At 69.2% G+C, this 25,031-nt stretch carries 22 protein-coding genes; 6 read left to right on the top strand and 16 right to left on the bottom strand.

All coding sequences use genetic code 11. From position 1 onward, the window contains the following. Positions 1–368: 368 nt before the first annotated feature. The 6 genes from BW39_RS25260 to BW39_RS25235 form a co-directional block, all read right to left on the bottom strand. Positions 369–971 (bottom strand): DNA-3-methyladenine glycosylase I, encoded by a 603-nt coding sequence (locus BW39_RS25260; RefSeq protein WP_043824899.1) that lies wholly within the window; start codon positions 969–971, stop codon positions 369–371. Between the two features lie 2 nt (positions 972–973). After that, positions 974–1,495: a c-type cytochrome gene (locus tag BW39_RS25255; protein WP_043824898.1), complete on the bottom strand. Its 522-nt coding sequence runs from the start codon at positions 1,493–1,495 to the stop codon at positions 974–976. Continuing rightward, positions 1,495–3,093, bottom strand: coding sequence for a bifunctional phosphoribosylaminoimidazolecarboxamide formyltransferase/IMP cyclohydrolase (purH, locus tag BW39_RS25250; RefSeq protein ID WP_043824897.1), 1,599 nt, complete (start codon positions 3,091–3,093; stop codon positions 1,495–1,497). Before purH ends, BW39_RS25255 begins: the two co-directional genes overlap by 1 nt. Before the next feature lie 44 nt (positions 3,094–3,137). After that, positions 3,138–3,371, bottom strand: coding sequence for a Fis family transcriptional regulator (locus tag BW39_RS25245; protein WP_013804037.1), 234 nt, complete (start codon positions 3,369–3,371; stop codon positions 3,138–3,140). Beyond that, on the bottom strand, positions 3,368–4,438 hold the full coding sequence (dusB, locus tag BW39_RS25240) for a tRNA dihydrouridine synthase DusB (protein WP_013804038.1): 1,071 nt from the start codon (positions 4,436–4,438) through the stop codon (positions 3,368–3,370). Before dusB ends, BW39_RS25245 begins: the two co-directional genes overlap by 4 nt. Positions 4,439–4,581: 143 nt before the next feature. Continuing rightward, positions 4,582–5,181 (bottom strand): hypothetical protein, encoded by a 600-nt coding sequence (locus tag BW39_RS25235; RefSeq protein WP_043824896.1) that lies wholly within the window; start codon positions 5,179–5,181, stop codon positions 4,582–4,584. A 105-nt stretch (positions 5,182–5,286) separates the two neighbouring features. Between BW39_RS25235 and BW39_RS25230 the strand changes: the two genes are divergently transcribed. Beyond that, on the top strand, positions 5,287–5,811 hold the full coding sequence (locus BW39_RS25230) for a YqaA family protein (protein ID WP_043780881.1): 525 nt from the start codon (positions 5,287–5,289) through the stop codon (positions 5,809–5,811). A 39-nt stretch (positions 5,812–5,850) separates the two neighbouring features. On the opposite strand, the gene BW39_RS25225 is transcribed toward BW39_RS25230, so the two are convergent. Then, complete coding sequence (locus BW39_RS25225) at positions 5,851–6,774, bottom strand: LysR family transcriptional regulator (RefSeq protein ID WP_034390596.1); 924 nt, start codon at positions 6,772–6,774, stop codon at positions 5,851–5,853. Between the two features lie 102 nt (positions 6,775–6,876). Here BW39_RS25225 and BW39_RS25220 point away from each other — a divergent pair, with 102 nt between their 5' ends. The 5 genes from BW39_RS25220 (at position 6,877) to BW39_RS25200 (ending at position 12,366) form a co-directional block, all read left to right on the top strand. Further along, positions 6,877–7,581 carry a pirin family protein gene (locus BW39_RS25220; protein ID WP_012203489.1) on the top strand — a complete coding sequence of 235 codons (705 nt, stop codon included), beginning with the start codon at positions 6,877–6,879 and terminating at the stop codon, positions 7,579–7,581. A 68-nt stretch (positions 7,582–7,649) separates the two neighbouring features. After that, positions 7,650–8,348 (top strand): hydrolase, encoded by a 699-nt coding sequence (locus BW39_RS25215; RefSeq protein WP_043824894.1) that lies wholly within the window; start codon positions 7,650–7,652, stop codon positions 8,346–8,348. A 46-nt stretch (positions 8,349–8,394) separates the two neighbouring features. Next, positions 8,395–8,667 (top strand): XapX domain-containing protein, encoded by a 273-nt coding sequence (locus BW39_RS25210; protein WP_012203487.1) that lies wholly within the window; start codon positions 8,395–8,397, stop codon positions 8,665–8,667. A gap of 124 nt (positions 8,668–8,791) precedes the next feature. After that, positions 8,792–10,690: an amidohydrolase gene (locus tag BW39_RS25205; protein WP_043824893.1), complete on the top strand. Its 1,899-nt coding sequence runs from the start codon at positions 8,792–8,794 to the stop codon at positions 10,688–10,690. Positions 10,691–10,701: 11 nt separating this feature from the next. Beyond that, entirely contained in the window at positions 10,702–12,366 is a 1,665-nt protein-coding gene (locus BW39_RS25200) for an MFS transporter (RefSeq protein WP_043824901.1), read from the top strand. A 61-nt stretch (positions 12,367–12,427) separates the two neighbouring features. On the opposite strand, the gene BW39_RS25195 is transcribed toward BW39_RS25200, so the two are convergent. From BW39_RS25195 to mdlC, 9 genes are all read right to left on the bottom strand, one after another. Next, positions 12,428–13,066 (bottom strand): response regulator transcription factor, encoded by a 639-nt coding sequence (locus BW39_RS25195; protein WP_043824892.1) that lies wholly within the window; start codon positions 13,064–13,066, stop codon positions 12,428–12,430. Then, positions 13,059–14,159 carry a sensor histidine kinase gene (locus BW39_RS25190; RefSeq protein ID WP_013804047.1) on the bottom strand — a complete coding sequence of 367 codons (1,101 nt, stop codon included), beginning with the start codon at positions 14,157–14,159 and terminating at the stop codon, positions 13,059–13,061. The genes BW39_RS25195 and BW39_RS25190 overlap by 8 nt, the downstream gene beginning before the upstream one ends. A 62-nt stretch (positions 14,160–14,221) precedes the next feature. Further along, positions 14,222–15,541, bottom strand: a complete 1,320-nt coding sequence (locus BW39_RS25185; RefSeq protein WP_043824891.1) for a TolC family protein — start codon at positions 15,539–15,541, stop codon at positions 14,222–14,224. A gap of 11 nt (positions 15,542–15,552) precedes the next feature. Then, positions 15,553–18,726 (bottom strand): efflux RND transporter permease subunit, encoded by a 3,174-nt coding sequence (locus BW39_RS25180; RefSeq protein ID WP_043824890.1) that lies wholly within the window; start codon positions 18,724–18,726, stop codon positions 15,553–15,555. Further along, positions 18,723–19,934 carry an efflux RND transporter periplasmic adaptor subunit gene (locus BW39_RS25175; protein ID WP_043824888.1) on the bottom strand — a complete coding sequence of 404 codons (1,212 nt, stop codon included), beginning with the start codon at positions 19,932–19,934 and terminating at the stop codon, positions 18,723–18,725. Before BW39_RS25175 ends, BW39_RS25180 begins: the two co-directional genes overlap by 4 nt. Positions 19,935–20,381: 447 nt before the next feature. After that, positions 20,382–21,380: a Bug family tripartite tricarboxylate transporter substrate binding protein gene (locus BW39_RS25170; RefSeq protein WP_043824887.1), complete on the bottom strand. Its 999-nt coding sequence runs from the start codon at positions 21,378–21,380 to the stop codon at positions 20,382–20,384. Positions 21,381–21,458: 78 nt separating this feature from the next. Next, a complete protein-coding gene (locus BW39_RS25165; protein ID WP_043824886.1) occupies positions 21,459–22,433 on the bottom strand; it encodes a Bug family tripartite tricarboxylate transporter substrate binding protein in 975 nt (324 codons plus the stop codon). 42 nt (positions 22,434–22,475) lie between these two features. Beyond that, the gene (locus BW39_RS25160) at positions 22,476–23,414 is read right to left on the bottom strand and encodes a ketopantoate reductase family protein (RefSeq protein ID WP_043824884.1); all 939 of its coding nucleotides are present in this window, start codon (positions 23,412–23,414) and stop codon (positions 22,476–22,478) included. A 28-nt stretch (positions 23,415–23,442) separates the two neighbouring features. Next, positions 23,443–25,031: benzoylformate decarboxylase (mdlC, locus tag BW39_RS25155; RefSeq protein ID WP_043824883.1), on the bottom strand; the 1,589-nt coding region annotated here is incomplete at its 5' end.

Genomic DNA, 25,031 nt, shown 5'->3' with positions numbered 1-25,031 from the left:
AGTACTTCAAAACCAGGCCGAGCGCAGCGACGGCCCGCCTCCACCCCCCGTATGTCAGCGCCTGCGTCGGGCCGCCCGCGGGGTTGCAGTCCTGCCGAAGGACAGGACTGTCTCGTCATCTGACTCGCCGTGATTGTTTGAACGGAGCGCGTAGCGCGAAGTGAGTTTCACGGCGAACCCCGCAGGCGGCCCGACGCAGGTTGCCCGCAGCGAAGCGGAGGGTCGCGGACATTCGGGTCGCCTTCTTTGGCCACCTTTCTTGGCGATCAAGAAAGGTGGTCGGCCGCCGGGCCGAGACCCGGCCTCGAAAAACAACCACCCGGCAGGGTCAAAAACGAAACCCAGCCCTTACCAAAGCGAAGGCCCGTTCAGCCCAAGCGAAACGCCCCCCGCGCCCGCTCCACCTCACCTCTCACCACACACCCCAAAACATGGTCATTGACCAACCCCATGGCCTGCATGAACGAGTAGACAGTCGTAGGCCCCACGAACTTCCACCCAAGCTTCTTCAGCTCCTTGGACAGCGCCCGAGACTCGGCCGTCTCGGACACGGGCGCGCCGCCACCGGTCACGGGTGCAGGCGCATGGCGCCAGAAGAAGGCCGACAGCGAGCCTTCCGCCTCCACCATCTCCAGCGCCCGCTTCGCGTTGTTGATCACGGCCTCGATCTTGCCGCGATGCCGCACGATGCCCGCATTGCCCAGCAGCCGCAGCACGTCGTCTTCGGTGAAGCGCGCGACCTGGTGGAAGTCGAAGCCCGCAAAGGCCGCGCGGAAGTTCTCGCGCTTGTTGAGGATGGTCAGCCAGCTCAGGCCGGACTGGAAGCCTTCAAGGCAGAGCTTCTCGAACAGGCGCCGGTCGTCGGTGACGGGAAAGCCCCATTCACGGTCGTGGTAGGCCAGGTAGTTGTCCGTGGCGGCGCACCAGTGGCAGCGCGGCCGGCCGTCAGGGGCGGTGAACAGGCGGGACATGGTCAGGATTTGCCGGGCTCGGGAGATGGGAGGGACAGCAGCCAAGCTGCCATCTGCAGGGATTGCGCCGTATCGAGGTGCGGGTGGCGCGGCATGATGGCGCGGCCCCATTCGCCGGCCCCGCCCTCGCGGATCTTGCGCGCCAGGTAGTCGGCGGCATCTTCGCGGGCCCGGTAGCGCTCGGCGATCTGCTGGAAGGACGGGCCCACGTAGTGGCGCACCATGCCGTGGCAGCGCAGGCAGTCATTGCCCTCGACCAGGACCTTGCCGGCAAGCAGCCGGGGGCCTGCATCTGTACCTGCACCTGCATTTGGATCTGCAGCTGCCGCCACGGCAGCCGCCGGCAGGCCAGCAGCAGGTGCAACGGGCGCAACAGCCGGCCCGCGCATGATGCGCCAGCCGATGTTGAAGACACCCAGCGCCACCAGCAGCATGAAGACCACGAGCGCCCAGCCCAGCCAGCGGGGCCGGTGGGGGGCGTCGTCGCCCTCGTCGTCTGCGCCAGGAGGCAGTTGGCCGGCCATCAGTGGCGGAAGTGGCGCACGCCGGTGAAGACCATGGCGACGCCGCGCTCGTTGGCGGCGTCAATGACTTCCTGGTCGCGCATGGAGCCGCCGGGCTGGGCCACGCAGGTGGCGCCTGCGTCAACGACCACGTCCAGGCCGTCGCGGAAGGGGAAGAAGGCATCGCTGGCCACGACCGTGCCCTGCAGGCTCAGCTTGGCGGCCTCGGCCTTGATGGAGGCGATGCGTGCCGAGTCCAGGCGGCTCATCTGCCCTGCGCCCACGCCCATGGTCATGCCGTTCTTGCAGAACACGATGGCATTGCTCTTGACGTACTTGGCGACCTTCCAGGCGAACAGCAGGTCCTGCAGTTCTTCGGGGGTAGGCTGCTTGACGGTGACGACCTTGAGGTCGGCCAGGGCCAGCTCATGGTTGTCGGCAGTCTGCAGCAGCAGGCCCGAGCCGACGCGCTTGGCGTCCATGGCGTTGCGGCCCTGGTCCCAGGCGCGCTCGCCGCCGGCCGGCAGGGCGATCTTCATCAGGCGCACATTGACCTTGGGCTTGAAGATTTCCAGCGCCTCGGCCGTGAAGTCGGGAGCCATCAGCACCTCGACGAACTGCTTGACCACGGCCTCGGCCGCCGCCTTGTCCACCGTGCGGTTGAAGGCGATGATGCCGCCGAAGGCGCTGGTGGGGTCGGTCTGGAAGGCCTTGGCATAGGCTTCGTGCGCGTCCTTGCCCACGGCCACGCCGCAGGGGTTGGCGTGCTTGACGATCACGCAGGCAGGCTGCTCGAAGCTCTTGACGCATTCCCAGGCGGCGTCGGCGTCGGCGATGTTGTTGTACGACAGCTCCTTGCCCTGCAGCTGCTCGCCCGTGACCAGGGAGCCGGGAGCCGGATACAGGTCGCGGTACAGGGCGGCCTGCTGGTGGCTGTTTTCACCGTAGCGCAGGTCCTGCACCTTGGTGAAGTGGCCGTTGCTCTGGCCGGGGAAGGGGCTGCGCTCGGGCACGTAGGCTTCGGAGAGCTTCTCGTCCTCGAACTTCACGCTGGACAGGTAGTCGCTGATGGCGCCGTCGTACTGGGCGATGCGGTTGAAGGCGGCCACGGACAGCGCAAAGCGCAGCTTGTCGGACAGCTTTCCGCTGGCCTTGAGTTCACCCAGCACGGCCTCGTACTGGCCGGCGTCGGTGATCACGCCCACGTCGGCCCAGTTCTTGGCGGCAGAGCGCACCATGGCCGGGCCGCCGATGTCGATGTTCTCGATGGCGTCGGCCAGCGTGCAGCCGGCCTTGGCCACGGTGGCCTCGAAGGGGTAGAGGTTCACCACCAGCAGGTCGATGGTGTCGATGCCGTGCTCCTTGAGGGCCGCCATGTGGGCGGGCAGCTCGCGGCGCGCCAGCAGGCCGCCGTGGACCTTGGGGTGCAGGGTCTTGACGCGGCCGTCCAGCATTTCGGGGAACTGGGTGACTTCGGCCACCTCGGTCACGGGCAGGCCGGCCTCGGCCAGCAGCTTGGCGGTGCCGCCGGTGGACAGCAGCTTGATGCCCAGGGCGTGCAGGCCTTGGGCGAATTCGACGATACCGGTCTTGTCAGAGACGGAGAGCAGGGCGTTCATGGGCGTCAGTGCAGGGAGTTTGAAGAAATGGAGATTCGTGCCGCTCAGAGCATGTCGTGCTCTAGCAGCTTCTTGCGCAGCGTGTTGCGGTTCAGGCCCAGCCAGTCGGCAGCGCGGGACTGGTTGTTGTCGGCCTGGGTCATCACCACTTCCAGCAGCGGCTTTTCGACCAGGTGGATCAGCATGTCGTACATGCCGTTGGGCTTTTCGCCGTCGAGATCGCGGAAATACCCCTCCAGGCTTTCACGCACGCATTGTTCGATGTTCTGGTTGCTCATACTGTCATTCCTGCGGGCTCTCCGAATTCGGCGCTTGTGGCGCCGGCATCGATGGCGGCCGGTATCCGGTCCATCTGTGCGCCCAGGGCGTCCAGATAGTCGGCCACGGCCTGCCATTGCACCGCGCAGTCCTCGATGGTGTTGATGTGTTGTCTGAATGCTTCACCGCCCGGCAGGCTGCGCAGGTACCAGGCGATGTGCTTGCGCGCGCTGCGCACGCCGGTGCCCTCGCCGTACAGGCTGTAGTGGTCCTGCAGGTGGTCCAGCAGCAGCCGGCGCAGTTCGGCCACCAGCGGCGGGGCCATGTGCTCGCCCGTGGCCATGAAGTGCGCGATCTCGCGGAAGATCCACGGCCGGCCCTGGGCCGCGCGGCCGATCATCACGGCATCGGCGCCCGTGTAGGCGAGCACGTCGCGCGCCTTCTCGGGGCTGGTGATGTCGCCATTGGCCACCACGGGCACGCGCACCGCCGCCTTGACGGCAGCGATGGTGTCGTACTCGGCAAAGCCCTTGTAACCCTGCTCGCGCGTGCGGCCGTGCACGGTGAGCATCTGTATGCCCACCTCCTCGAAGCGGCGGGCCAGCACCACGGCGTTCCTGTGCGCGTCGCACCAGCCGGTGCGCATCTTCAGCGTGACGGGCACGCCGTGCGGGGCGCAGGCCTCTACAACAGCCTGGGCAATCTCCACGGCCAGGGCCTCGTTCTGCATCAGGGCCGAGCCGGCCCATTTGTTGCATACCTTCTTGGCCGGGCAGCCCATGTTGATGTCGATGATCTGGGCGCCGCGGTCCAGGTTGTAGCGCGCGGCCTCGGCCATCATCTCGGCGTCCGTGCCCGCGATCTGCACCGCGATGGGGCCGGGCTCCCCTTCATGGTTGGCGCGGCGCGAGGTCTTGAGGCTGTTCCACAGGTCCTTGCGCGATGTCACCATCTCGCTGACCGCGTAGCCCGCGCCCAGGGCCTTGCACAGCTGGCGGAACGGCCGATCCGTCACCCCGGCCATGGGGGCGACGAACAGGCGATTGGCCAGGGCATGGGGGCCTATGGACAGGGGTGGGGAGGACATCGGAAAAGCCGGAGAAAACGCGCGCGCCGAGCACAAAACGGGCGGCAACAAAGGACCAAGATTGTACCTGCCCAAATTTTCAGCAGGGCTAAAACCGGGCCGTCAAGACGGCCAAGCAGCGAAAACAAGACAGTGCGCAGTTTTCATGGTGTGGGCACGAAGGTGCGCACCTGGCCCGGAACGGCCTGCAGCCCGTAGGCACCGAGCCGGCCCTGCCACCAGCGGCGGTTGAATTGCACGTCGGGAGAGACCTGGTCGTCGGGCATGGGTCGCAGGCCGACCTTCTGCAGCCCGGCTTTCTGCTGCCCAGCTGCCTGCAGCCCAGCCTCCAGGCCCAGGTCCAGCGCCTCGCCGTCGGCCAGCGGGCCGCGCACCACGGCCATGGCCTTGCGCCCGTCGGTCACCCAGGCGTCCAGCACCAGGGCAGGGCCGGGCTCGGACCCGGCCAGGCTCACGCAGCCTTGCAGACGCGGCTCCAGGCCCAGCGGCTCCAGCTCGCGCTGCAGCTGCTCCAGCCTGTCGCCCACGGCCGGGTCCGGCAGGGTGCAGCCCTTGGCCTGCAGCGCCTTGCCCCAGGCCGAGGGCGGTGCGGCCTGGGCGGGCGGCGCCTGGGCAGCGGCCTGAGCCACCACGGTGGTGTCCTTGCCTGGCGATGGCTGCAACGCAGCGCAGCCGGCCAGGCCGGCTGCTGCCATTCCCAATGCCGCGCATCCCGCCCATCCTGCAATCCGCCCTGTCTGCATGACGCCCCCTGTGCTTGTGGTTCTGGAACAGGCCCCACGATAGCTTCAGGCCGACAAAGCGTCAGCCAGCGCAGACCTACACTTACAGCACCTATGGAAGTCTGGATGCATCAACTGCTGAGCTGGCTGGCGCTGCCGCAGTTCGGCCTCAGCACCGTGTTCATCGTGGCCCTGATTTCGGCCACGCTGCTGCCGCTGGGCTCCGAGCCTGCGGTGGTCGGCCTGCTGCAGCTCAACCCCGATCTGTTCTGGCAAACGGTCTTCGTGGCCACGGCCGGCAATACGCTGGGCGGCGCCATCAGCTGGTGGATGGGCCTGGGTGCGCACAAGGCCTGGCGCGCGGCCCGCGAGCGGCGGCGCGCCGGACTGCCCGAGGATCTGCGGGCCAAGCCGCCCCGCGCCCTGTCCCGCCACGAGCGCCGCGCCCGCGTGTGGCTGCGCCGCCTGGGCGCCAAGGCCTGCCTGCTGAGCTGGCTGCCCGTGGTGGGTGATCCGCTGTGCGCCGTGGCCGGCTGGCTGCGCCTGCCGTTCTGGCCCTGCGTGTTCTACATGGCCATCGGCAAGTTCCTGCGCTATGTGGTGATGACGGTGGTGCTGCTGCAGCTGCTGCCGGCCTCCTGGGCCAGCTGAGGCCGAAGTCCTCCCACCGAAGCCCTCCCCTTTTGCGATCTACGCCTGCGGCTCACGCGCCCAGGGCGCCAGCGCGAAGTGCGCGGCCAGGAAATCGATCAGCGCCTGCACGCGCGCCGGCCGGGCACGCCCCGGTGGCGTGACGATGTGCAGGGCGATGGAGGGCACCTGCCAGTCGTCCATGCAGGTCTGCAGCGCACCCGATTGCAAATCTTCCCAGGCCAGGAATTCGGGCTGCAGGGCCAGGCCCAGCCCGGCGCGCAGGGCCGGCGCCAGGCCCTCGGCATTGTTCACGCGCATGGCCGTGGGCACGACCTGGGCGAACTCGCCGCGGCGCGCATGCACGAAGCGCCAGGCCTCGCCCAGGCGGCTGTGCACATAGCGCAGCGCGCGGTGCTGCGCCAGCTCGCGCGGATGGGTGGGGCGGCCGTGGCGCTCGAAGTATTCGGGTGATCCCACCAGCAGCAGGCGCACCGTGCACAGGCGCCGCGCCAGCAGGCTGGAGTCGGGCAGCGAGGAGATGCGCAGCGCGATGTCGAAGCCCTGGGCCACGACGTCGATCAGCTCGTCGCTGAAGTGCAGGTCCAGCGTGACTTCCGGGTGCTCGGCCATGAAGGCGGGCACGGCCGGCGCCAGGTGCGAGATGCCGAACGACATGGGCGCCGCAATGCGGATGGGGCCGCGCAGGCTTTTGGACTGCTCGCTGATCTCGGCCTCCACGGCCTCGCCCTCGGCCAGGATGCGCGCGGCGCGCTCCAGCGAGGCCTGGCCGCTGGCCGTCAGCGACATGCGCCGCGAGGTGCGGTGGAACAGGCTGGTCTTGAGCCGCGTCTCCAGCCGCGTGATGGCCTTGGAGATGGTGGGCTGGGAGACGCCCAGGTCGGCGGCGGCCTTGGCGAAGGAGCCCGTTTCGGCCACCTTGGCGAAGACGGCCCAGGCTTCGAGGTCAGGAAGTCTTGGCATGAAAGTTTTGGAATAGATGTCTTTGCATATTTTCTATTCTCTTCTTGATCGGCAAAACATAAAGTTCATCCATCGCAACACACAACGCAGCAGGAGAACACCATGATCGAACGCCGTCCCTTCCAAGCCCTTGGCGGTGCCAACCACGGCTGGCTCGATGCCAAGCATCACTTTTCCTTCGCCGGCTACCACGATCCGGCCCGCATGGGCTGGGGCGCGCTGCGGGTGTGGAACGACGACACCATCGCCGCCGGCACGGGCTTCCCGCCCCATGCCCACGCCAACATGGAAATCATCACCTATGTCCGTGAAGGCGCCATCACCCACCAGGACAGCCTGGGCAACAAGGGCCGCACCGAAGCGGGCGATGTGCAGGTGATGAGCGCGGGCACCGGCATCCGCCACTCGGAATACAACCAGGAAAAGGACACGACGCGGATCTTCCAGATCTGGATCATGCCCGACGAGCGCGGCCAGCAGCCCCCGTCCTGGGGTGCCAAGCCCTTCCCCAAGGGCGAGCGCTCGGGCAGCTTCGTGGCCCTGGCCAGCGGCCTGCCCGGTGACGAGGACGCCCTGCCCATCCGCACCGCCGCCCGGGTGCTGGGCGCCACGCTGAAGGCCGGCGAGAGCACGGAGTACCGCATCGGCCGCGACCGCCTGGGCTACCTGGTGCCGGCCAGCGGCTCGGTGCAGATCGACGGCGTGACGCTGCAGGAGCGCGACGGCGCCGCCATCAGCGATGTGGACAGCTTCCGTGTGACGGCCCTGGCCGACACCGAGCTGGTGCTCGTCGACACGGCGCGCTGAAGCGCCCTGCCCGCCTCTTCCCAAGAAAACATTTCCCGTACCCCGTCCACCCCCTCCAGGAGATCACCATGACCGACCGCAAGTACCTCGAAGTCCTGACGCCCGCCAACAGCCAGATCATCTTCATCGACCAGCAGCCCCAGATGGCCTTCGGCGTGCAGTCCATCGACCGCCAGGTGCTCAAGAACAATGTGGTGGGCCTGGCCAAGGCGGCCAAGGCCTTCGGCATCCCCGCCACCATCACCACGGTGGAGACGGGCAGCTTCTCCGGCCACACCTATCCCGAACTGCTGGCCGTGTTCCCCGAGCACCCACTGCTGGAGCGCAGCTCCATGAATTCCTGGGACGACCAGAACGTGCGGGACGCACTGGCCAGGAACGCCGCCCAGGGCCGCAAGAAGATCGTGGTCTCCGGCCTGTGGACCGAGGTGTGCAACACCACCTTCGCCCTGTCTGCCCTGCATGACACGGACTACGAGATCTACATGGTGGCCGACGCCTCTGGCGGCACGTCGCTGGACGCGCACAACTACGCCATGGACCGTATGGTGCAGGCCGGCGTGGTGCCCGTGACCTGGCAGCAGGTGCTGCTGGAATGGCAGCGCGACTGGGCCCGCCGCGAGACCTACGACGCAGTGATGGACATCGTGCGCGAGCATTCCGGCGCCTACGGCATGGGCGTGGACTATGCCTACACCATGGTGCACAAGGCGGCCGAGCGCGTGCAGCACGGCGAGACCGTGGGCCCGAACCCCGCCAAGGTCTGAGCGTCAGCACGCGCCAGCAGGCAAGTCCCTTCTCAGGAGTCGAACCATGAAGCTCTACGCACTCTCCTTAGGAGCCGGCCTGCTGGTCGGTGTGGTCTACAGCCTGCTGCAGGTGCGCTCGCCCGCACCGCCGCTGGTGGCCCTGGTCGGCCTGCTGGGCATCCTGGCCGGCGAGCAGATCGTGCCCGTGGGCCGGCATCTGCTGCAGGGCATGGACCTGCGCAGCGCCTGCAGCAAGACGCAGGCCACCGAGCATGTGCTGGGCCAGCTGCCCGGCCGCAAGAACGCCGATGCCGATGCCGATCGGCACCACGGCTGACCCCTCCCCCTCTCTCCAAGAAAACTGCACTATGACCACGCGCAGAAAAGTCCTGGGCTCCGCTGCCACCCTTGCCATGGGTGGACTGCTGGGTTGCACCACCAACGCTCGCCAAGGAGCCTCCATGTCCGATTCCACGCCCGAAGTCATCTTCCACAACGGCCGCTTCACCACGCTGAACAAGGCCCAGCCCACCGCCACCGCCGTGGCCGTGAAGGACGGCCGGTTCATCGCCGTGGGCTCGGACGCCGAGGTGCTGGCCCTGGCCGGCAGCGGCACGCGCCGCATCGATCTGCAGCGCCGCAGCGTGCTGCCCGGCCTGTTCGACAACCACACGCACGTGATCCGCGGCGGCCTGAACTTCAACCTGGAGCTGCGCTGGGACGGCGTGCGCTCGCTGGCCGATGCGCTGGACATGCTCAAGCGCCAGGTGGCCATCACGCCTGCACCGCAGTGGGTGCGCGTGGTCGGGGGGTTCACCGAGCACCAGTTCGTGGAAAAGCGCCTGCCCACCATCGACGAGATCAACGCCATCGCGCCCGATACGCCGGTCTTCCTGCTGCACCTGTATGACCGCGCCCTGCTCAACGCGGCCGCCCTGCGCGCCGTGGGCTACACCCGCGACACGCCCCAGCCCGCAGGCGGCGAGATCACGCGCGATGCCAACGGCAACCCCACTGGCCTGCTGCTGGCCAAGCCCAACGCCACCATCCTCTATGCCACGCTGGCCAAGGGTCCCAAGCTGCCGCTGGACTACCAGGTCAACTCCACGCGCCACTTCATGCGCGAACTCAACCGCCTGGGCGTTACCGGCGTCATCGATGCGGGCGGGGGCTTTCAGAACTACCCCGACGACTACGACGTGATCCAGAAGCTCAGCGACGCCAACCAGATCACCGTGCGCCTGGCCTACAACCTGTTCACGCAAAAGCCCAAGGAGGAGAAGGCCGACTTCCTCAACTGGACGCAAAGCGTGAAGTACAAGCAGGGCAACGACTATTTCCGCCACAACGGCGCGGGCGAGATGCTGGTGTACTCGGCCGCCGACTTCGAGGACTTCCGCCAGCCGCGCCCCGACATGCCGCCCAGCATGGAGGGCGACCTGGAGGAAGTGGTGCGCGTGCTGGTGCAGAACCAATGGCCGTGGCGCCTGCACGCCACCTATGACGAGACCATCTCGCGCGCGCTCGATGTGTTCGAGAAGGTGCACCGCGACACGCCCATCGACGGCCTGAACTGGTTCTTCGACCATGCCGAGACCATTTCGGACAAGTCCATCGACCGCATTGCGGCGCTGGGCGGCGGCGTGGCCGTGCAGCACCGCATGGCCTACCAGGGCGAATATTTCACCGAACGCTACGGCGCACGCGCCACCGAGGCCACGCCGCCCGTCAAGAAGATCCTGGAGCGCGGCGTGAAGACCTCGGCCGGCACGGACGCCACGCGCGTGGCCTCCTACAACCCCTGGGTGTCGCTGTCGTGGATGGTGACGGGCAAGACCGTGGGCGGCCTGCAGATGTACCCCCAGCGCAACTTGCTGGACCGCGAGACCGCGCTGCGCATGTGGACCGAAAACGTGGCCTGGTTCTCCAACGAGGAAGGCCTGCGCGGCCGCATCCAGGTGGGCCAGCTGGCCGACATGATCGTGCCCAGCAAGGACTACTTCGCCGTGCCCGAGGACGAGATCTCCTTCCTCACCTCCGAGCTCACCGTGGTGGGCGGCCGCGTGGTCTATGGCGCAGGTCCCTTCCAGCAGCATGACGACAACCCGCTGCCGCCGGCCATGCCCGACTGGTCTCCCGTGCGGCGCTTTGGCGGCTACGGCGCCTGGGGCGAGCCCGAGGGCGCGGGCAGGAACTCGCTCAACCCCGCGCGCTACCGCAGCCTGGCGGCGGCCTGCGGCTGCGGCACCAGCTGCGGCATGCACGGCCACAGCCATGCCGACGCATGGGCATCGAACGTGCCGACCTCGGACCCCCGAAGCTTCTTCGGCGCGCTGGGCTGCTCCTGCTGGATGGCCTGAGGAGCAAGGCCATGTCCATCGATTCCAAGCCGTCTGCCCCAGCTGTTTCCGGCAGTTCCTCCGGCAGCTTCGCGCCGCTGCGCCAGCCCGTGTTCGCGGTGCTGTGGGCGGCAACGGTGCTGGGCAACATCGGCAGCTTCATGCGCGATGTGGCCAGCTCCTGGATGGTGACCGAGCTGTCGGCCAGCCCGGCCGCCGTGGCCCTGATCCAGACGGCAGCCACGCTGCCCATCTTCCTGCTGGCGATTCCGGCCGGTGTGCTGTCCGACATCCTGGACCGGCGGCGCTTCCTGATCGGCATCCAGATCCTGCTGGCCGCCGTCAGCGCCAGCCTGCTGCTGCTGGCCCGCACCAACACGCTGACCGTGGAGTACCTGGTGGCGCTGACCTTCGTGGGCGGCATAGGCGCGGCGCTGATGGGGCCGACCTGGCAGTCCATCGTGCCCGAGCTGGTGCCGCGCAGCGACCTCAAGAACGCGGTGGCGCTGAACTCGCTGGGCATCAACATCGCACGCGCCCTGGGCCCTGCGGCCGGCGGCCTGCTGCTGGCCAGCTTCGGCGCGGCGGCGGCCTATGGCGCGGACGTGGCCAGCTATGTGTTCGTGATCGCCGCGCTGGTCTGGTGGAAGCGCCCCAAGGCCGAGGCCTCGGCCCTGAACGAGCAGTTCTTCGGCGCCTTCCGCGCAGGCCTGCGCTATGCCCGCTCCAGCCGCGAGCTGCATGTGGTGCTGCTGCGCGCCGCCGTGTTCTTCCTCTTCGCCAGCTCGGTCTGGGCCCTGCTGCCGCTGGTGGCGCGGCGCATGCTGGGCGGCTCGGCAGGCTTTTACGGCGTGATGCTGGGCGCCGTGGGCGCAGGCGCCATCCTGGGAGCGCTGGTGCTGCCGCGCCTGCGCAAAAGGCTGGATGCCGATGGCCTGGTGCTGCTGTCCTCCGTGCTCAGCGCCGCCGTGATGGCCGCGCTGTCCACCGCGCCGCCGCAATGGGCCGCCGTGCTGCTGATGCTGGTGCTGGGCCTGGGTTGGATCATTGCGCTGACCACGCTCAACGGCGTGGCCCAGGCGGTGCTGCCCAACTGGGTGCGCGGCCGCGGGCTGGCCATCTACCTGATGGTGTTCAACGGCGCCATGGCGGGCGGCAGCCTGGCCTGGGGGCTGTTCGCGCAGGGCGTGGGCATTCCCACGGCGCTGCTGATCGGCGCGGCGGGCCTGGTGGCCATCTCGCTGGTGTTCCACCGCATCAAGCTGCCCACGGGCGAGGCGGACCTACAGGCCTCCAACCACTGGCCCGAGCCGCTGCTGGCCGAACCCGTGGCCCATGACCGTGGCCCGGTGATGATCCAGGTGGAATACCAGGTGCGCCGCGACGACCTGCCAGCCTTCATCGAGGCCATGCAGCATGTGGCGCGCGAACGCCGCCGCGATGGCGCCTATGCCTGGGGCATTGCCGAGCACACGGGCGAGCCGGGCCGGGTGATCGAGTGGTTCCTGGTGGAGTCCTGGGCCGAGCATCTGCGTCAGCACCAGCGCGTGTCCAAGGCCGATGCCGATCTGCAGGCCCAGGCGCTGCGCTTTCACATCGGCCCCGGGCGGCCCGTAGTCCACCACTTCCTGGCGCTGGATGCCGCCAGTGCCGCAAGCGGGCCTGCGCAGGCACCGGCGCACGGCCACGCCCACTGAAGCGTTGCGGCAGGCCTGCCCCTGGCCTGCGCCTGGCCTGCGCCCGGCCTGCCAGGACACCTCAGCGGATATCCAGCCGCTCCAGCGCACGCACCAGGTCGGCCAGCGTGCGCACCTGCATCTTGCGCATGGCCTGGCCACGCCGCACCTTCACCGTGATCTCGCTCACGCCCAGGTCTGCGGCGATCTGCTTGTTCAGCAGGCCGCGCACCACGCCCACGACCACTTCCTGCTCGCCGGGCGACAGCGATTGCCAGCAGGCGCGCAGCGCCTGTTCGCCGGCGTCCAGCGCGCGGCGCTGGCGGTCCAGGGCAATGCCCTGCTGGATGGCGTCCAGCAGGTCCTGGTCGCGGAAGGGCTTGGTCAGGAACTCGATGGCGCCGGTCTTCATGGCCTCCACGCTCATGGGAATGTCGCCATGGCCGGTGATGAAGATGGTGGGCAGCTTCAGGCCCATCTCCAGCATCTGGCGCCGGAAATCCATGCCGCTTTGGCCCGGCATGCGGATGTCCAGCACCAGGCATGCAGGCCCCGCGGGCGGCTGCCGCTGCCAGTGGTCCAGAAACTCGCGCGTGGCGCCGAAGGCGCGCACGCACAGGCCCACCGAAGCCAGCAGGTCCTCGATGGCGGCGCGCACCGAGGCGTCGTCATCGACGATGTAGACAAGTGCCTCGGCTTCGGCCGTGGAGGGTTCAGCCATGGCGCAATCCCGTGGAAGACCTGTCGCCCGTGGCCGGGGCGCAGGCAATGGTGATGTGAAAGACCGTGCCGCCGCGCATGTCCTCGCGGTCCGTGGCCCAGATGCGGCCGCCGTTGGCCTCGGCCATATGGCGGCAGATGTTCAGGCCCAGGCCCATGCCGTCGGGCTTGGTGGTCCAGAAGGCATCGAACAAGTGGGTGCGGGCCAGGGGCGACAGGCCTTCGCCCGCATCGGCCACGGTCAGCACCAGTTGCTGGCCCAGGGCCTGGGTGGTGACGGTGATGCGCCGCTGCGCGGCCGGCGTGCCCTGCATGGCATCCATGGCATTGATCAGCAGGTTGGCCAGCACCTGCTGGATGTGCACGCGGTCGGCCCAGGCCGGCTGCAGCGCGGGCGCCAGTTGCAGGTCCAGGGCCACGCCGCGCCGGTCCAGCTCGGCGTCCGACAGGCGCGCCATCTCGCGCACGGCGTCGTTGAGGTCGAAGGACTGGCGGCTGGGCGCCTCGCCGCGCGCCATGCTGCGGATGCGGGCAATGACATCGCTGGCGCGCTGCGCATCGCCCAGGATGCGCTCCAGCGCCTGGCCGGCCTTGGCCAGATTGGGCGGCTCCTGGGCCAGCCAGCGCTGGCAGGCATTGCCGCTGGTGACGATGGCCGCCAGCGGCTGGTTGACCTCATGGGCGATGGAGGCCGTCAACTGCCCCAGGCTGGTGGTCTGGGTGATGCGCATCAGCTGGGTGCGCGCCTCATGGGCCGCGTTCTGGGCCGCCACCATCTTCAGGCCCAGATAGGCCGTGATGGCAATGGCCAGAATGCTGATCACCATGTTGATCAGTCCGGTGCGATAGGCACCGGCAGGCGTGAGCGCAAAGCTGGCCAGGGTCAGCACGATGCACAGCGCCGTGAGGCCGATGACCACGCGCGGGCTGAACCAGCGCACCGCCACCAGGATGATGGCGGTATGGAACACGGCGGCCGCCACGGCGTAGTCGGTCAGCGTGTCGAGCGCGAAGATCGCGGCCATGGCGACGCCCATGGCCGCCAGGATCAGGGCCCGGGGCCAATGGGGAAAGCGGCGCAGAGCGGTGGTCATGGCGTGCAGGGCTGCGATGAGGGCGTGTCGATTGTGTCGCAAGATGCCCTGCCCTCCCGCGATCAGAGAGCGGGCCGCCGGCCCACGCTCAGTTGGAGCTCCACGGTGGCCTTGGCCAGCTCGGTCTCTGCCTCCAGCGATCCCAGGTAGGCCTCGTCGGCCGAGCGCTGGGCGGACAGCAGCTCCAGCAGCGAAGCCTCGCCATGCCGGTAGGACAGGCGTATGCCTTCGAGCACGCGCTGCGCATCGCGCAGCACGCCGTCGCGGTAGCGCTGCACGTTCTCGCGCGCTGCGGTCAGGCGAAAGCGCGCGCCGCGCACATCGGCCTCTGCCCGGTTCTGGGCCTGCTGCAGGGCCAGCATGGCCTGGGTCACGGCCGCCTCGGCCTGCACCAGATCGCCCCGGTCCAGGCGCGACAGCGGCAGCGGCACGCTGACCGAGACCGACAGCGTGCGCGAGCGCCCGCCGCCATCGAAGGGATTGCCCTGGGCATCGGTGCCGGCCGCCGTGGACGGCACGGCGGCCATGCCCACGGCCAGCGTGGGATTGACCCAGCGGTTGGCCCGGGCCAGGCCCGCGTTGTCGCGCGCATGCTCCAGCGCCGCCTGGGCGATGCGCACCTCGGCGCGCGACTGCAGCGCCTGGGCGACCAGGGCATCGGCATCCTCCAGCCCCGAGTCTTCGGCCAACTCCATGAAACCGCATTGCAGCGTGTCGCTGGCAAAGACTTCGGACAGGCGGCGCCCCAGCGGGACGGACAGCGCCAGCCGCGCGGTCTGCGCCTCGGCGCGCGCCTGCACCACCTCGGCCTGGAAGCGGTCGCGCTCCACGCGCGACTGCAGCCATTCCACGCCGCCGATGTCGCCGGCCTTGCGCCGCAGTTCGTTGGCCTGCACCACATCGCCCAGCGCCTTCAGCGTCTGCTGCTTGCGCTCCAGCGCCAGCGAGTCGCGGCAGGCCTGGGTGTAGTCCTGGGCGGCATCGGAGAACAGCTGGCTGCGCACGCCTTCAAGGCCGGCCTCGGACAGGCGCACCTGGCTGCGTGCGGACTGGATGCGCGCGGCGCGCTTGCCGCCCGTCTCCAGCTCCATGCTGATCTCGTAGTTGCGCGTGGTGGGCCGGGGCTGGCCGGTGCGCAACTGCTCGCGCGAGGCGCCCAGCGTGAGGCTGGGGTCGGGGCGTATGCCGGCGATGCCGATGCCGGCACGCGCGGATTCCACGCCCTGTTCCTCCGAGCGCAGCAGGGGGCTGTGCTGCTCCACGGCGTTGAGGTAGTCGGAAAAGCGCAGGCCGGCAGACGGCGCCGTCTGCGCCTGGGCTGCGGCGCCAAGGCACAGCAGCAGGGCCAGGGCCTGCCTGGGGAAGAAAGGGGTCGTTTGCATGGCGACTCGCATCAATGGGGTTGGCTCGTTGCGGTGCGATGCCCGCCCTCGTCCTCGGCGGCATCCAGATCGCCGCTCTCACCGCGTTCGGCGGCGCGGCGCTGGCGGCGCTCGGCCGCGCGGGCGGCACGGGCCTCGATCACGTAGTAGAGGTTGGGCAGCAGCAGCAGGGTCAGCAAGGTGGCGCTGAACAGGCCGCAGACCACGACCGTGGCCAGGGGCCGCTGCACATCGCTGCCCAGGCCCGTGGCCAGCATGGCTGGCGTGAGGCCGAAGGCGGCGACGGTGGCCGTCATCAGCACGGGGCGCATGCGGCTGGAGGCGCCTTCGAGCACGGCTTCGCGCAGGCCCAGGCCGTCCTCGCGGCGCAGCCGGTTGATCTGCGAGACCATGAGCACGCCCGAGAGCACGGCCACGCCGAACAGCGCGATGAAGCCCACGGCGCTGGAGACGTTGAGCGTCATGCCGCGCAGGTGCAGGCCCGCAAAGCCGCCGATCATGGCCAGCGGCACCACGCCCAGCACCAGCAGCGGCTGGCGCAGGTTGCCGAACTCGCCGAACAGCAGCACCAGCATGATGCCCAGCGTCAGCGGCAGGATCATGAGCAGCCGCGCCTCGGCACGCTGCAGGTTCTCGAACTGCCCGCCCCACTCGATGTGCAGCTTCTGGCGGTCGTAGTCCAGGTGCTGGTCGATAGCGGTGTGCGCATCCTTGAGGAAACCCGCCAGGTCGCGGCCGCGCACATTGAGCTTGACGAGGATGTGGCGCTCGCCGCCCTCGCGCACGATGACGCTCTGGCCCACGGTGGTAGTGATGCGCGCCACGTCGGCCAGCGGCACCTGGGCGCCGTTGGCCGCCGACAGGCGCAGCGCGCCGATGGCCTCGGGGCTGCTGCGCGTGTCGGGCGTGAAGCGCACGGCCATGTCGTAGCTGCGCTCGCCCACGTACAGCTGGCCGATGGAGGCCCCGCCCACGCCCGTGGAGATGAGCTGCGCCACCTCGGAGGCATTGATGCCGTAGCGCGCGGCAGCGGCGCGGTCCAGCGCAATGCGCAGGTTGGGCAGCGGCGGCTCCACGTCCACGGCCACGTCGGCCGCGCCGGGCACTTTCTCCAGCACGGCCACCAGGGCATCGGCGACGCGCCGGTCCTCGGCCAGGTCCTGGCCGAAGACCTTCACCGTGAGGTCGCTGTGCGCGCCGGACAGCTTGTCCTGCACGCCGTCGATCATGGGCTGCATGAAGCCCACGGAATAACCGGGCAGCTGGTCGAAGCGCGCGGCCATCTTCGCGATCAGCTGCTGCTTGGTCAGGCCAGACTTCCATTCGCCATAGGGATGCAGGCCCACGCTGGCCTCGATGTGCGAGGGCGTCCAGTAGTCCGTGCCGTCATCGTTGCGCCCGGTCTGGGTGACGATGTAGGAGACCTCGGGGAACTCCAGCGCGGCGTTGCGCAGCGCGTCGGCCATGTCGCGCGCCTTGTCCAGCGTGATGCCGGGCGGCATCTGCACCTGCAGCCAGATGGAGCCTTCGTCCAGGTACGGCAGGAAGTCGCGGCCCATGGTGCCGGCCAGCACGCCCAGCGCCAGCAGCGAGGCCGCCACCGCCCCCGCCAGCCAGCGCACGCGGCCCACGGCCACGCCCAGGAAGCGGTCATAGCCCACGCCCAGCCGGTGCAGCACGGGGTTGTGGAAGATCTTGCGCGGCCTGCGGAAAGCCAGCCAGGCCAGGGCCGGCGTGAGCAGCAGGGCCACGGCCAGCGCCCCGACCAGGGCCGCGCCCACGGCGCTGGCCATGGGCGAGAACAGCTTGTACTCGATGCGCTCGAAGGCGAACAGCGGCAGGTAGGCGGCCGCGATCACGCACATGCCGAAGAAGATGGGCCGCGCCACCTGCAGCGTGGCCGTGATGGCGTCCCTGGGCGTGAGCGGCCGGTTCTGGTCGGCCTCGCGGCGCCGCAGGATGTTCTCGACCACGACCACGGCGCCGTCCACCAGGATGCCGAAGTCGATGGCGCCCAGCGACAGCAGGTTGGCCGGAATCTTCGCGTGGTGCATGAAGATGAAGGCCAGCAGCAGCGCCATGGGAATGGTCAGCGCCACGATCAGCGCCGCGCGCGGGCTGCCCAGGAAGACCAGCAGCACCAGGGTGACGACGATCAGGCCTTCGGCCAGGGTCTTGCCCACGGTGTGGGTGGTGCGCTCGATCAGCGTGGTGCGGTCCAGGTAGGGCACGACCTTCACGTCGGGCGGCAGCAGCTTGCCGTTGAGCTCCTCCACGGCGGCGTGGATGCCCTCCAGCGCCTGCGAGGGGTTGGAGCCCTTGAGCAGCAGCACGATGCCCTGCAGGGTGTCGGAGTTGCCGTCCTTGCCCAGGATGCCGCGCCGCTCCACGTTGCCGTAGGTCAGCCGCCCCAGATCCTTGACCAGCACGGGCGTGCCGCTGTCCGTGGTCTTGACGACCACGTTGCCCATGTCGTCCAGCGAGCCCAGCAGGCCCACGCCGCGCACCACATAGGAGACATCGCCCCGGTCGATGACGCTGCCGCCGCCGCTGGCGTTGTTGGCATTGATGGCCTCGATCACCTGGGACAGCGCCAGCCCGTACTGCAGCAGCCGCGCCGGGTCCAGCTCCAGCATGAACTGCGTGGTCAGGCCGCCGAAGTTGGTCACGTCCACCACGGACTGGGCCTTCTTCAGGCGCGGGATCACCACCCATTGCTGCAGCTCGGACAGCTCGCGCAGGCTGCGCACGGGGCTTTCCAGCGTGTAGCGGTAGACCTCGCCCGTGGGCGAGCTGTAGGGGTCCAGCCCGGCGCGGGCGCCATAGGGCAGCGTGACCTCGTCGATGCGCTCCTTCAGGCGCTGGCGCGCCCAGTAGCCGTCCACGCCGTCCTCGAAGACCACGGTGATCAGTGACAGCGCGAACAGGCTGCGCGAGCGCAGCACGTGCATGCCGGGCGTGGCCAGCAGGGCGCGCTCCAGCGGAATGGTGATCTGCTGCTCTATCTCCTCGGCCGCCAGGCCTGGCACCTGGGTGACGATCTGCGAGGTCACGTCGGCGATGTCGGGATAGGCCTCCAGCGGCAGCTGCTTCCAGCTGAACACGCCATACAGGGCCGCGAAGCAAAAGACCAGCCACACCACGCCGCGGCGGGAAAAGCCGATGTTGACGATGCGCTCGATCATTGCAGCAGCACTCCCCCGTTGACCACCACGCGCTCGCCGGCCGCCAGGCCCGAGAGGATCTCGGCCTGGCCGTCCTGCTGCGCGCCGACCTGCACGTCGCGCGGCTCGAAGCGCCAGCCGCCCTTGTCCACGAACACGCGCGTGCTGACCTGGCCCTGCAGCAGGGCCGCGGCCGGCACCATCACGGCCTGGCGCGCCGGGGCGTCGAAGCCCACGCGCGCAAACATGCCGGGGCGCAGCCGCCCTTCGGGGTTGTCCACGGCCACGCGCACCTTGACGCTGCGCGTGGCGGTGTCCACCAGCTCGCCCACGTACTGCACGCGGCCCTGCAGCTGCAGGTCGGGATAGGCGGCCAGCGCGATGTGGGCCTGCTGGCCCACGTCCACATGGGCCAGGTCGCGCTCGCTGACGCTGGCGCTGAGCCAGACCTTGCGCAGGTCGGCCACGGTCATGACGGAGGCATTCACATCGTTCCAGTAGCCGCCCTGCGAGCCCGCCATCTCCACCACGCGCCCGCTGATGGGCGACTTGACCACGTAGCTGCCGCGCGAGCCTTCCTGCACGGCCGCACCCAGCTGGGACAGGTGGTCGGAGGCGGCGCGCGCATCGGCCCCTGCGGCGGCCAGCGACTGCTGCGCGGCCTCGTAGTCCTTGCGCGCGGCGATCTCGGCATCGAACAGCAGCTTCTGGCGGTCGAATTCCTGGCGCGCGTGCAGCAGCGCGGCCTGGGACTTGGCGTGCTCGGCACGCACGCTGGAGATCTCGGAGGAGTCCATGGTGATCAGCGCATCGCCGGCCTTCACCGCATCGCCCAGCTGGTGGTGCAGGCGCACCAGGCGGCCCGCCACCGGCGGCGTGATGCGGACCAGCTTTTCAGGCTCGGCCTCGATGGTGGCGGGGGCCGACAGGCGGGTCTGCAGCGGCTGCAGCACGATCTCGGCCACCTGCAGGCGCTCGCGCAGCGGCGAGCCTTCGGGCACCACGATGAGGTTGCCTTCGCGGCGCACGGGGGCCGGCTGCGGGGCGGCGGTGGCGGGGGTTGCTGCTGCAGCCTGGGTTTCGGCCGGGCCGTTGCAGGCGGCCATGGCCACGCTGATCAGCAGCCCGCCCACAGGCCAGGCGGCCGCCAGCAAGGGATGGCGCGGGTGCAGGCCATGTGGTTGGCCATGGGGTCGGCCTGGTCGTTCAGAAGCGAGAAAGCGGGTCATCCTGAGGTCTCCGGGCGCCACGGACCCGCGCAGACCTCTCGCCCCTTCAGGCGATCACAGGCCTCCGCCCGGGTCCGGGCAGATCAAGAAATGGAAGAAGGGAAAGACGGAAAGGGACGGCGCGGCAGCGCCTGGCAGGGTCGGGATCGGAATCAGGATCGGGGTCCATGGGGTACTCCTTTGCGTGTGGGTGGCGCAGTCCCCGTGCAGGCCGGGAGCCCTGTTTGCTGCAGTGCAATATGTGCCCGGAATTATCAAAGGCGAAAGTGCCTGCGGCCAGCCTTTGTTGGGAAGGCTGGCCTGTTCATTGGTGGATGCGGGATATACCTTCGTATAGAAGATGGCCGGCACAAGCCCCGATCGGCCCGGCCCCCTCGGCCCGGCCCGGAAAGCAAAAAGCCGCCAGCGCGGAGCGGGCGGCTTGCGGGCGATGGCCTGTGGGAAAGCTCAGTCCACTTTCAGGCCGATGGCTTTCACCAGTTCGCCGAAGCGCTCGCGCTCGGTGGCGTGGTGGTCGATGAAGGCCTTGCGGCTCAGCGGCGCGGGCGTGGCGCCCAGGGTGAGGATGACGTCGTTGACGTTCTTTTGCTCCAGCGCCTTGGCCACGGCAGTGCGAACGGCCTCGATCACCGATTCGGGCGTGCCCGTGGGCGCGTAGATGCCGAACAGCGTGTCGGCGTCAAAGCCCGGCAGGCCGCTTTCGGCCAGCGTGGGCACGTTGGGGTACTGCGGCGAGCGGTGCGGGCTGCCGATGGCCAGCAGGCGCAGCTTGCCGGCCTCGACCTGCTTGAGGCCCGGACCCGGATCGAACCAGAACTGCAGCTGCCCGCTGAGCACGTCGCTGAGCGCCGGGCCCGCGCCCTTGTAGGGGGCGTGCACGGCATCGACGCCGGCCATGCGCTTGAACATCTCGCCGGCCAGGTGCGGCGAGCTGCCCTGGCCCGGCGAGCCGTAGGACAGCTTGCCGGGGTTGGCCTTCAGGTGCTTGATGAAGTCGGCCACGTTGGTGGCGGGCACGGCGGGATTGGTCTCCAGAAACACATGCACCCGCGCCACGGCAGCCACGGGCGTCAAGTCCTTTTCGGGATTGAAGGCCAGCTTGCTGTAGATCATCGGGTTGATGGTGATGGCCCCGCCCGAGCTCAGCAGCAGCGTGTAGCCATCCTTGGGCGCGCGCACGGTTTCGCTGATGCCGATGTTGCCGCCCGCGCCGGGCTTGTTGTCCACCACCACCGACTGGCCCAGCACCTGGGACATGGTGGGCGTGATGGCGCGCGCCAGCACATCGGCCGCGCCGCCGGGCGCGAAGTTCACGACCAGGCGCACCGGGCGCTCGGGCCATTTGTCGCCGGCCTTCTGCGCCAGCGCAGGGACCGAGGCCGTCGCGCCCAGCAGGGCCAGCAGGCCCAGGCGCCGCCAGCGGCTGAAGGGATTTGTCTTGTGCATGAGCTATGTCTCCTTGGGTTATGAGTTCTTGAAAACGGTGAGGGCGCCTGAAGCAGCAGCGGCGCAACGCCGCTACGGTCAATCCAGCCGTATGCCCGCCGACTCGATGACCTGGCCCCAGCGCCGGCTTTCGCTGCGCCAGTAGTCACGCATCTGCGCAGGCGTGCCGGGCAGCGGCTCCAGCGACAGCGCCTCGAAACGCGCCAGCACGGCAGGCGAGCGCAGCGCCTGCTGCAGCGCCACGGACCAGGCCTGTACGGTGGCGTCGTCCGTGCCTGCGGGTGCAACCAGGCCCTGCCATGCATGGGCCTCGAAATCCTTCACGCCCCGCTCGGCCAGCGTGGGCACGCCCGGGTGGCTCTTGAGCCGCTCGGCGCTGGCCACGCCGATGACGCGCAGCTTGCCGGCCGCAATGTGCTGGGCCGCCGCCGCGCTGTCGGCCAGCATGAAGGGGATCTGGCCGCCGATCACATCGATCAGGGCCGGCCCCGCGCCGCGATAGGGCACATGGGACATCTTCACGCCCAGGCGCTGCGACAGCAGTTCGGTGGCCAGGTGATGCGGCGTGCCCAGGCCCGGGCTGCCGTAGCTGACGGGGCCTGGCTGGGCCTTCACCCACTGCGTGAACTCCTGCAGGTTGTGCACCGGCAGCTGGTTGCCGACCACAAGGAACAGCGGAAAGCGCGCCAGCAGGCCGATGGGCACGAAGTCCTTCTCGGCGTTGTAGGCCAGCTTGCGAAACAGGTGGGGGTTGGCCGCCAGCGTGGCGAAGTCGGCCGTGAAGACCAGGCTGCCCAGTTCGCGCGTGCGCGCCGCGTACTCGGCGGCGATGTTGGTGCCGGCCCCGGGCTTGTTCATGACGACCACGGTGCGGCCCAGGGCCTTGCCAAAGGACTCGCCCACGGTGCGCGCCACGGCGTCCGAGCCGCCGCCTGCGGCAAAGCCCACCACCCATTCGACGGGCTTGCCGGTCTGTGCGTGTGCCGTGCCCATGCCCAGCAGGGGCGGGGCGCCTATGGCCAGTACGGCCTTGAGTGCTTGTCTGCGCAGCATCTTGTCTCCTTCTTGTAGTGGCTCGTTTTGCCTTGAGCGCGTTCAGCGCGGTGCGACGGCGCCCGCGTTCTCCGACAGGCTGACCAGTGCGTGCAGCGTGCGCGTCACGGGCACGGCAATGCCCAGGCGGTCGGCCACATGCAGCACGGCGCCATGGATGGCGCCCGTCTCGGTGGCACGGCCGGCCAGCAGGTCCTGCAGCATCGAGGGCTGGTGGCCCCGGTGGTGGTCCAGCGCATCGCGCACGGCGGCGCCCACGCGCTCGGCGCTGGCAGCGACGCCATGGGCATGGGCGACGGACAGCACCTCGTCCAGCACGCACTGCAGCAGGGCCTCGCCCTGCGGATTGGCCAGTCCGTCCACGGTCTGGCGCGTCACGGCGCACACGCCGTTGAAGGCGGCATTGAAGGCCAGCTTTTCCCAGATGGCTTCCTGCACCTGCGGGTCGATGCGGCAATGCATGCCTGCGCGGTTGAGTTCATCCGCCAGTTGGTCGAAGACCGCGCTGCGCTGGCCATTGCAAGGCATGAAGCGGATACCGCCCTGCCCCATGGAGCTGACCTCGCCCGGCGACATCACGCGCGCAGGCCAGGTGGTCACGCCCACGGCGATGCGTTCGAGCGGCACCATTTCACGCAACACATCGGCATGGCCTATGCCGTTTTGCAGGCTCAGGAAATGCGTGTCCGGCCCGATGAGATGCGCAATGCCCTGCAGCGCGGCCCGCGTATGGGCCGACTTGGTGAAGACCAGCCACAGCGCGGGCCCCGCCGTGAGCTGCTCGGCCCGCGCCGCATGCACGCGCGCCTGCAGCAGCCCCTCATCGGTGTGGCAGCGCGCGCCATCGCGGTTCAGGGCCTGCAGCAGCTCATCGTTCACGTCGACCAGGGTCACGTCCAGGCCGATGCGGGCCAGCCGCGCGCCGAACAGGGTGCCCATGGCGCCTGCGCCGAGGATGCCTATGCTTCTTGTGTTTTCCATTGCCGTGTCTCCTGCAGGGGGCTTCGCCTCAGGCGACTTCGACCTCGACCACGATGGGCCGGGGATGGGCCAGCGCGCGGGCCAGCACATCGGACAGCTCGGCCGCGTTCTCCACATGCACGCCGTCGCAGCCCTGGCCACGGGCCAGCGCCACGAAGTCGATGTCGGGCAGTTCCGTGCCCTCGACCTTCTCGCCCTCGCGGTAGCCGAAGACATGGGCGAAGTCCTGCAGCGCCGCGTAGCGGCGGTTCTTGAGGATCACGAAGCTGATGGGCAGGCGCAGCTGGGCTGCGCTCCAGAGGGCCTGGATGGCATACATGGCCGAGCCGTCGCCGATGACGGCGACCACCTTGGCCTCGGGCTTTGCCAGCGCCACGCCCACGGCGGCCGGCATGCTGTGGCCCAGGCCGCCGCTGCACATGGTGTAGAAGGTGCCCGAGTGGAAGATGGGCAGGTAGGTCTGGATGGTGGAGCGCGAGCTGGGCGCCTCTTCCACCACGATGCTGTGGCGGTCGCGCACCTGGGCCAGCGTGTGCATGGCAAAGGCCACCGACATGCGCTCGCCTGCGGCGGGCGCAGCCGGCACGGGCGCTGCGGGCCGGGGTGCGGGCGCCTGGCGCGGTGCGGGTGCGGGGCGCTGCAGCAGCTCCTCCACGCCCATGCGCACATTGCCCACGGCAGCCGTGCCCACGGGGGCCCATGCAGCAATGGCCGGGTCTTCGATCAACTGGTAGAGCGCCGTGCCCTCGGGGATGTGCGGGCCCTCGCCTTCCACGTGGTAGGTGAAGGCGGCCGCGCCCACGGCGAAGACCACGTCATGGCCGGACAGCAGCTGCACGATGCGCTCGCGCATGGCGGGCAGGAAGCCGGCGAACAGGGGATGGTCCTCGGGGAAGCTGCAGCGCCCGCTCATGGGGGCCACGAAGACGCGGGCCTGGTGGCGCTCGGCCAGCGCGACCACGGCATCCCAGCCCTGGGCCCGGTCCACGGCCGCGCCCACGACCAGGGCCGGGGCACGCGCGGTGTCCAGCGCCTGGCCGATGAGGTCCAGCGTGCGCGGATCGGGCCGCGTCTCGAAGCCCACATGGCGCAGCGTGACGGGCTCGGCCGGCTTGTCCCAGTCATCGGCGGGAATGGAGACCAGCACGGGGCCGCGCGGCTCCTGCATGGCGATGTAATAGGCGCGCGCCAGCGCCTGGGGCACGTCTTCGGCGCGCGCGGGCTCGCAGCTCCACTTCACATAGGGCTTGGGCAGCTCGGCGGCCTGGTTGGAGTGCAGGAAGGGGTCGAACTGCAGCAGCGAGCGCGCCTGCTGGCCCGCCGTGATCACCAGGGGCGTGCGGTTCTTGAAGGCCGTGAAGATGTTGGCCATGGCGTGGCCCACGCCCGCAGCCGAGTGCAGGTTCACGAAGCTGGCATTGTGCGTGGCCTGGGCATGGCCGTCGGCCATGCCCACGACGACGGTTTCCTGCAGGCCCAGCACATAGGAGAAGTCTTCGGGGTAGTCACGGAACAGCGGCAGCTCGGTCGAGCCCGGGTTGCCGAAGATGCGCGTCATGCCCAGCTCGCGCAGCATGGCGATCACGGCATGGCGCACGGTGTAGGTCGGGGTGGAGG

The sequence above is a fragment of the Delftia sp. RIT313 genome (genome assembly GCF_000632165.1).
Taxonomy (GTDB): Bacteria; Pseudomonadota; Gammaproteobacteria; order Burkholderiales; family Burkholderiaceae_C; genus Comamonas; species Comamonas acidovorans.
The sequence above is the reverse complement of the archived record's forward strand: the minus strand, read 5'-3'. Positions and strand labels throughout refer to the sequence as shown.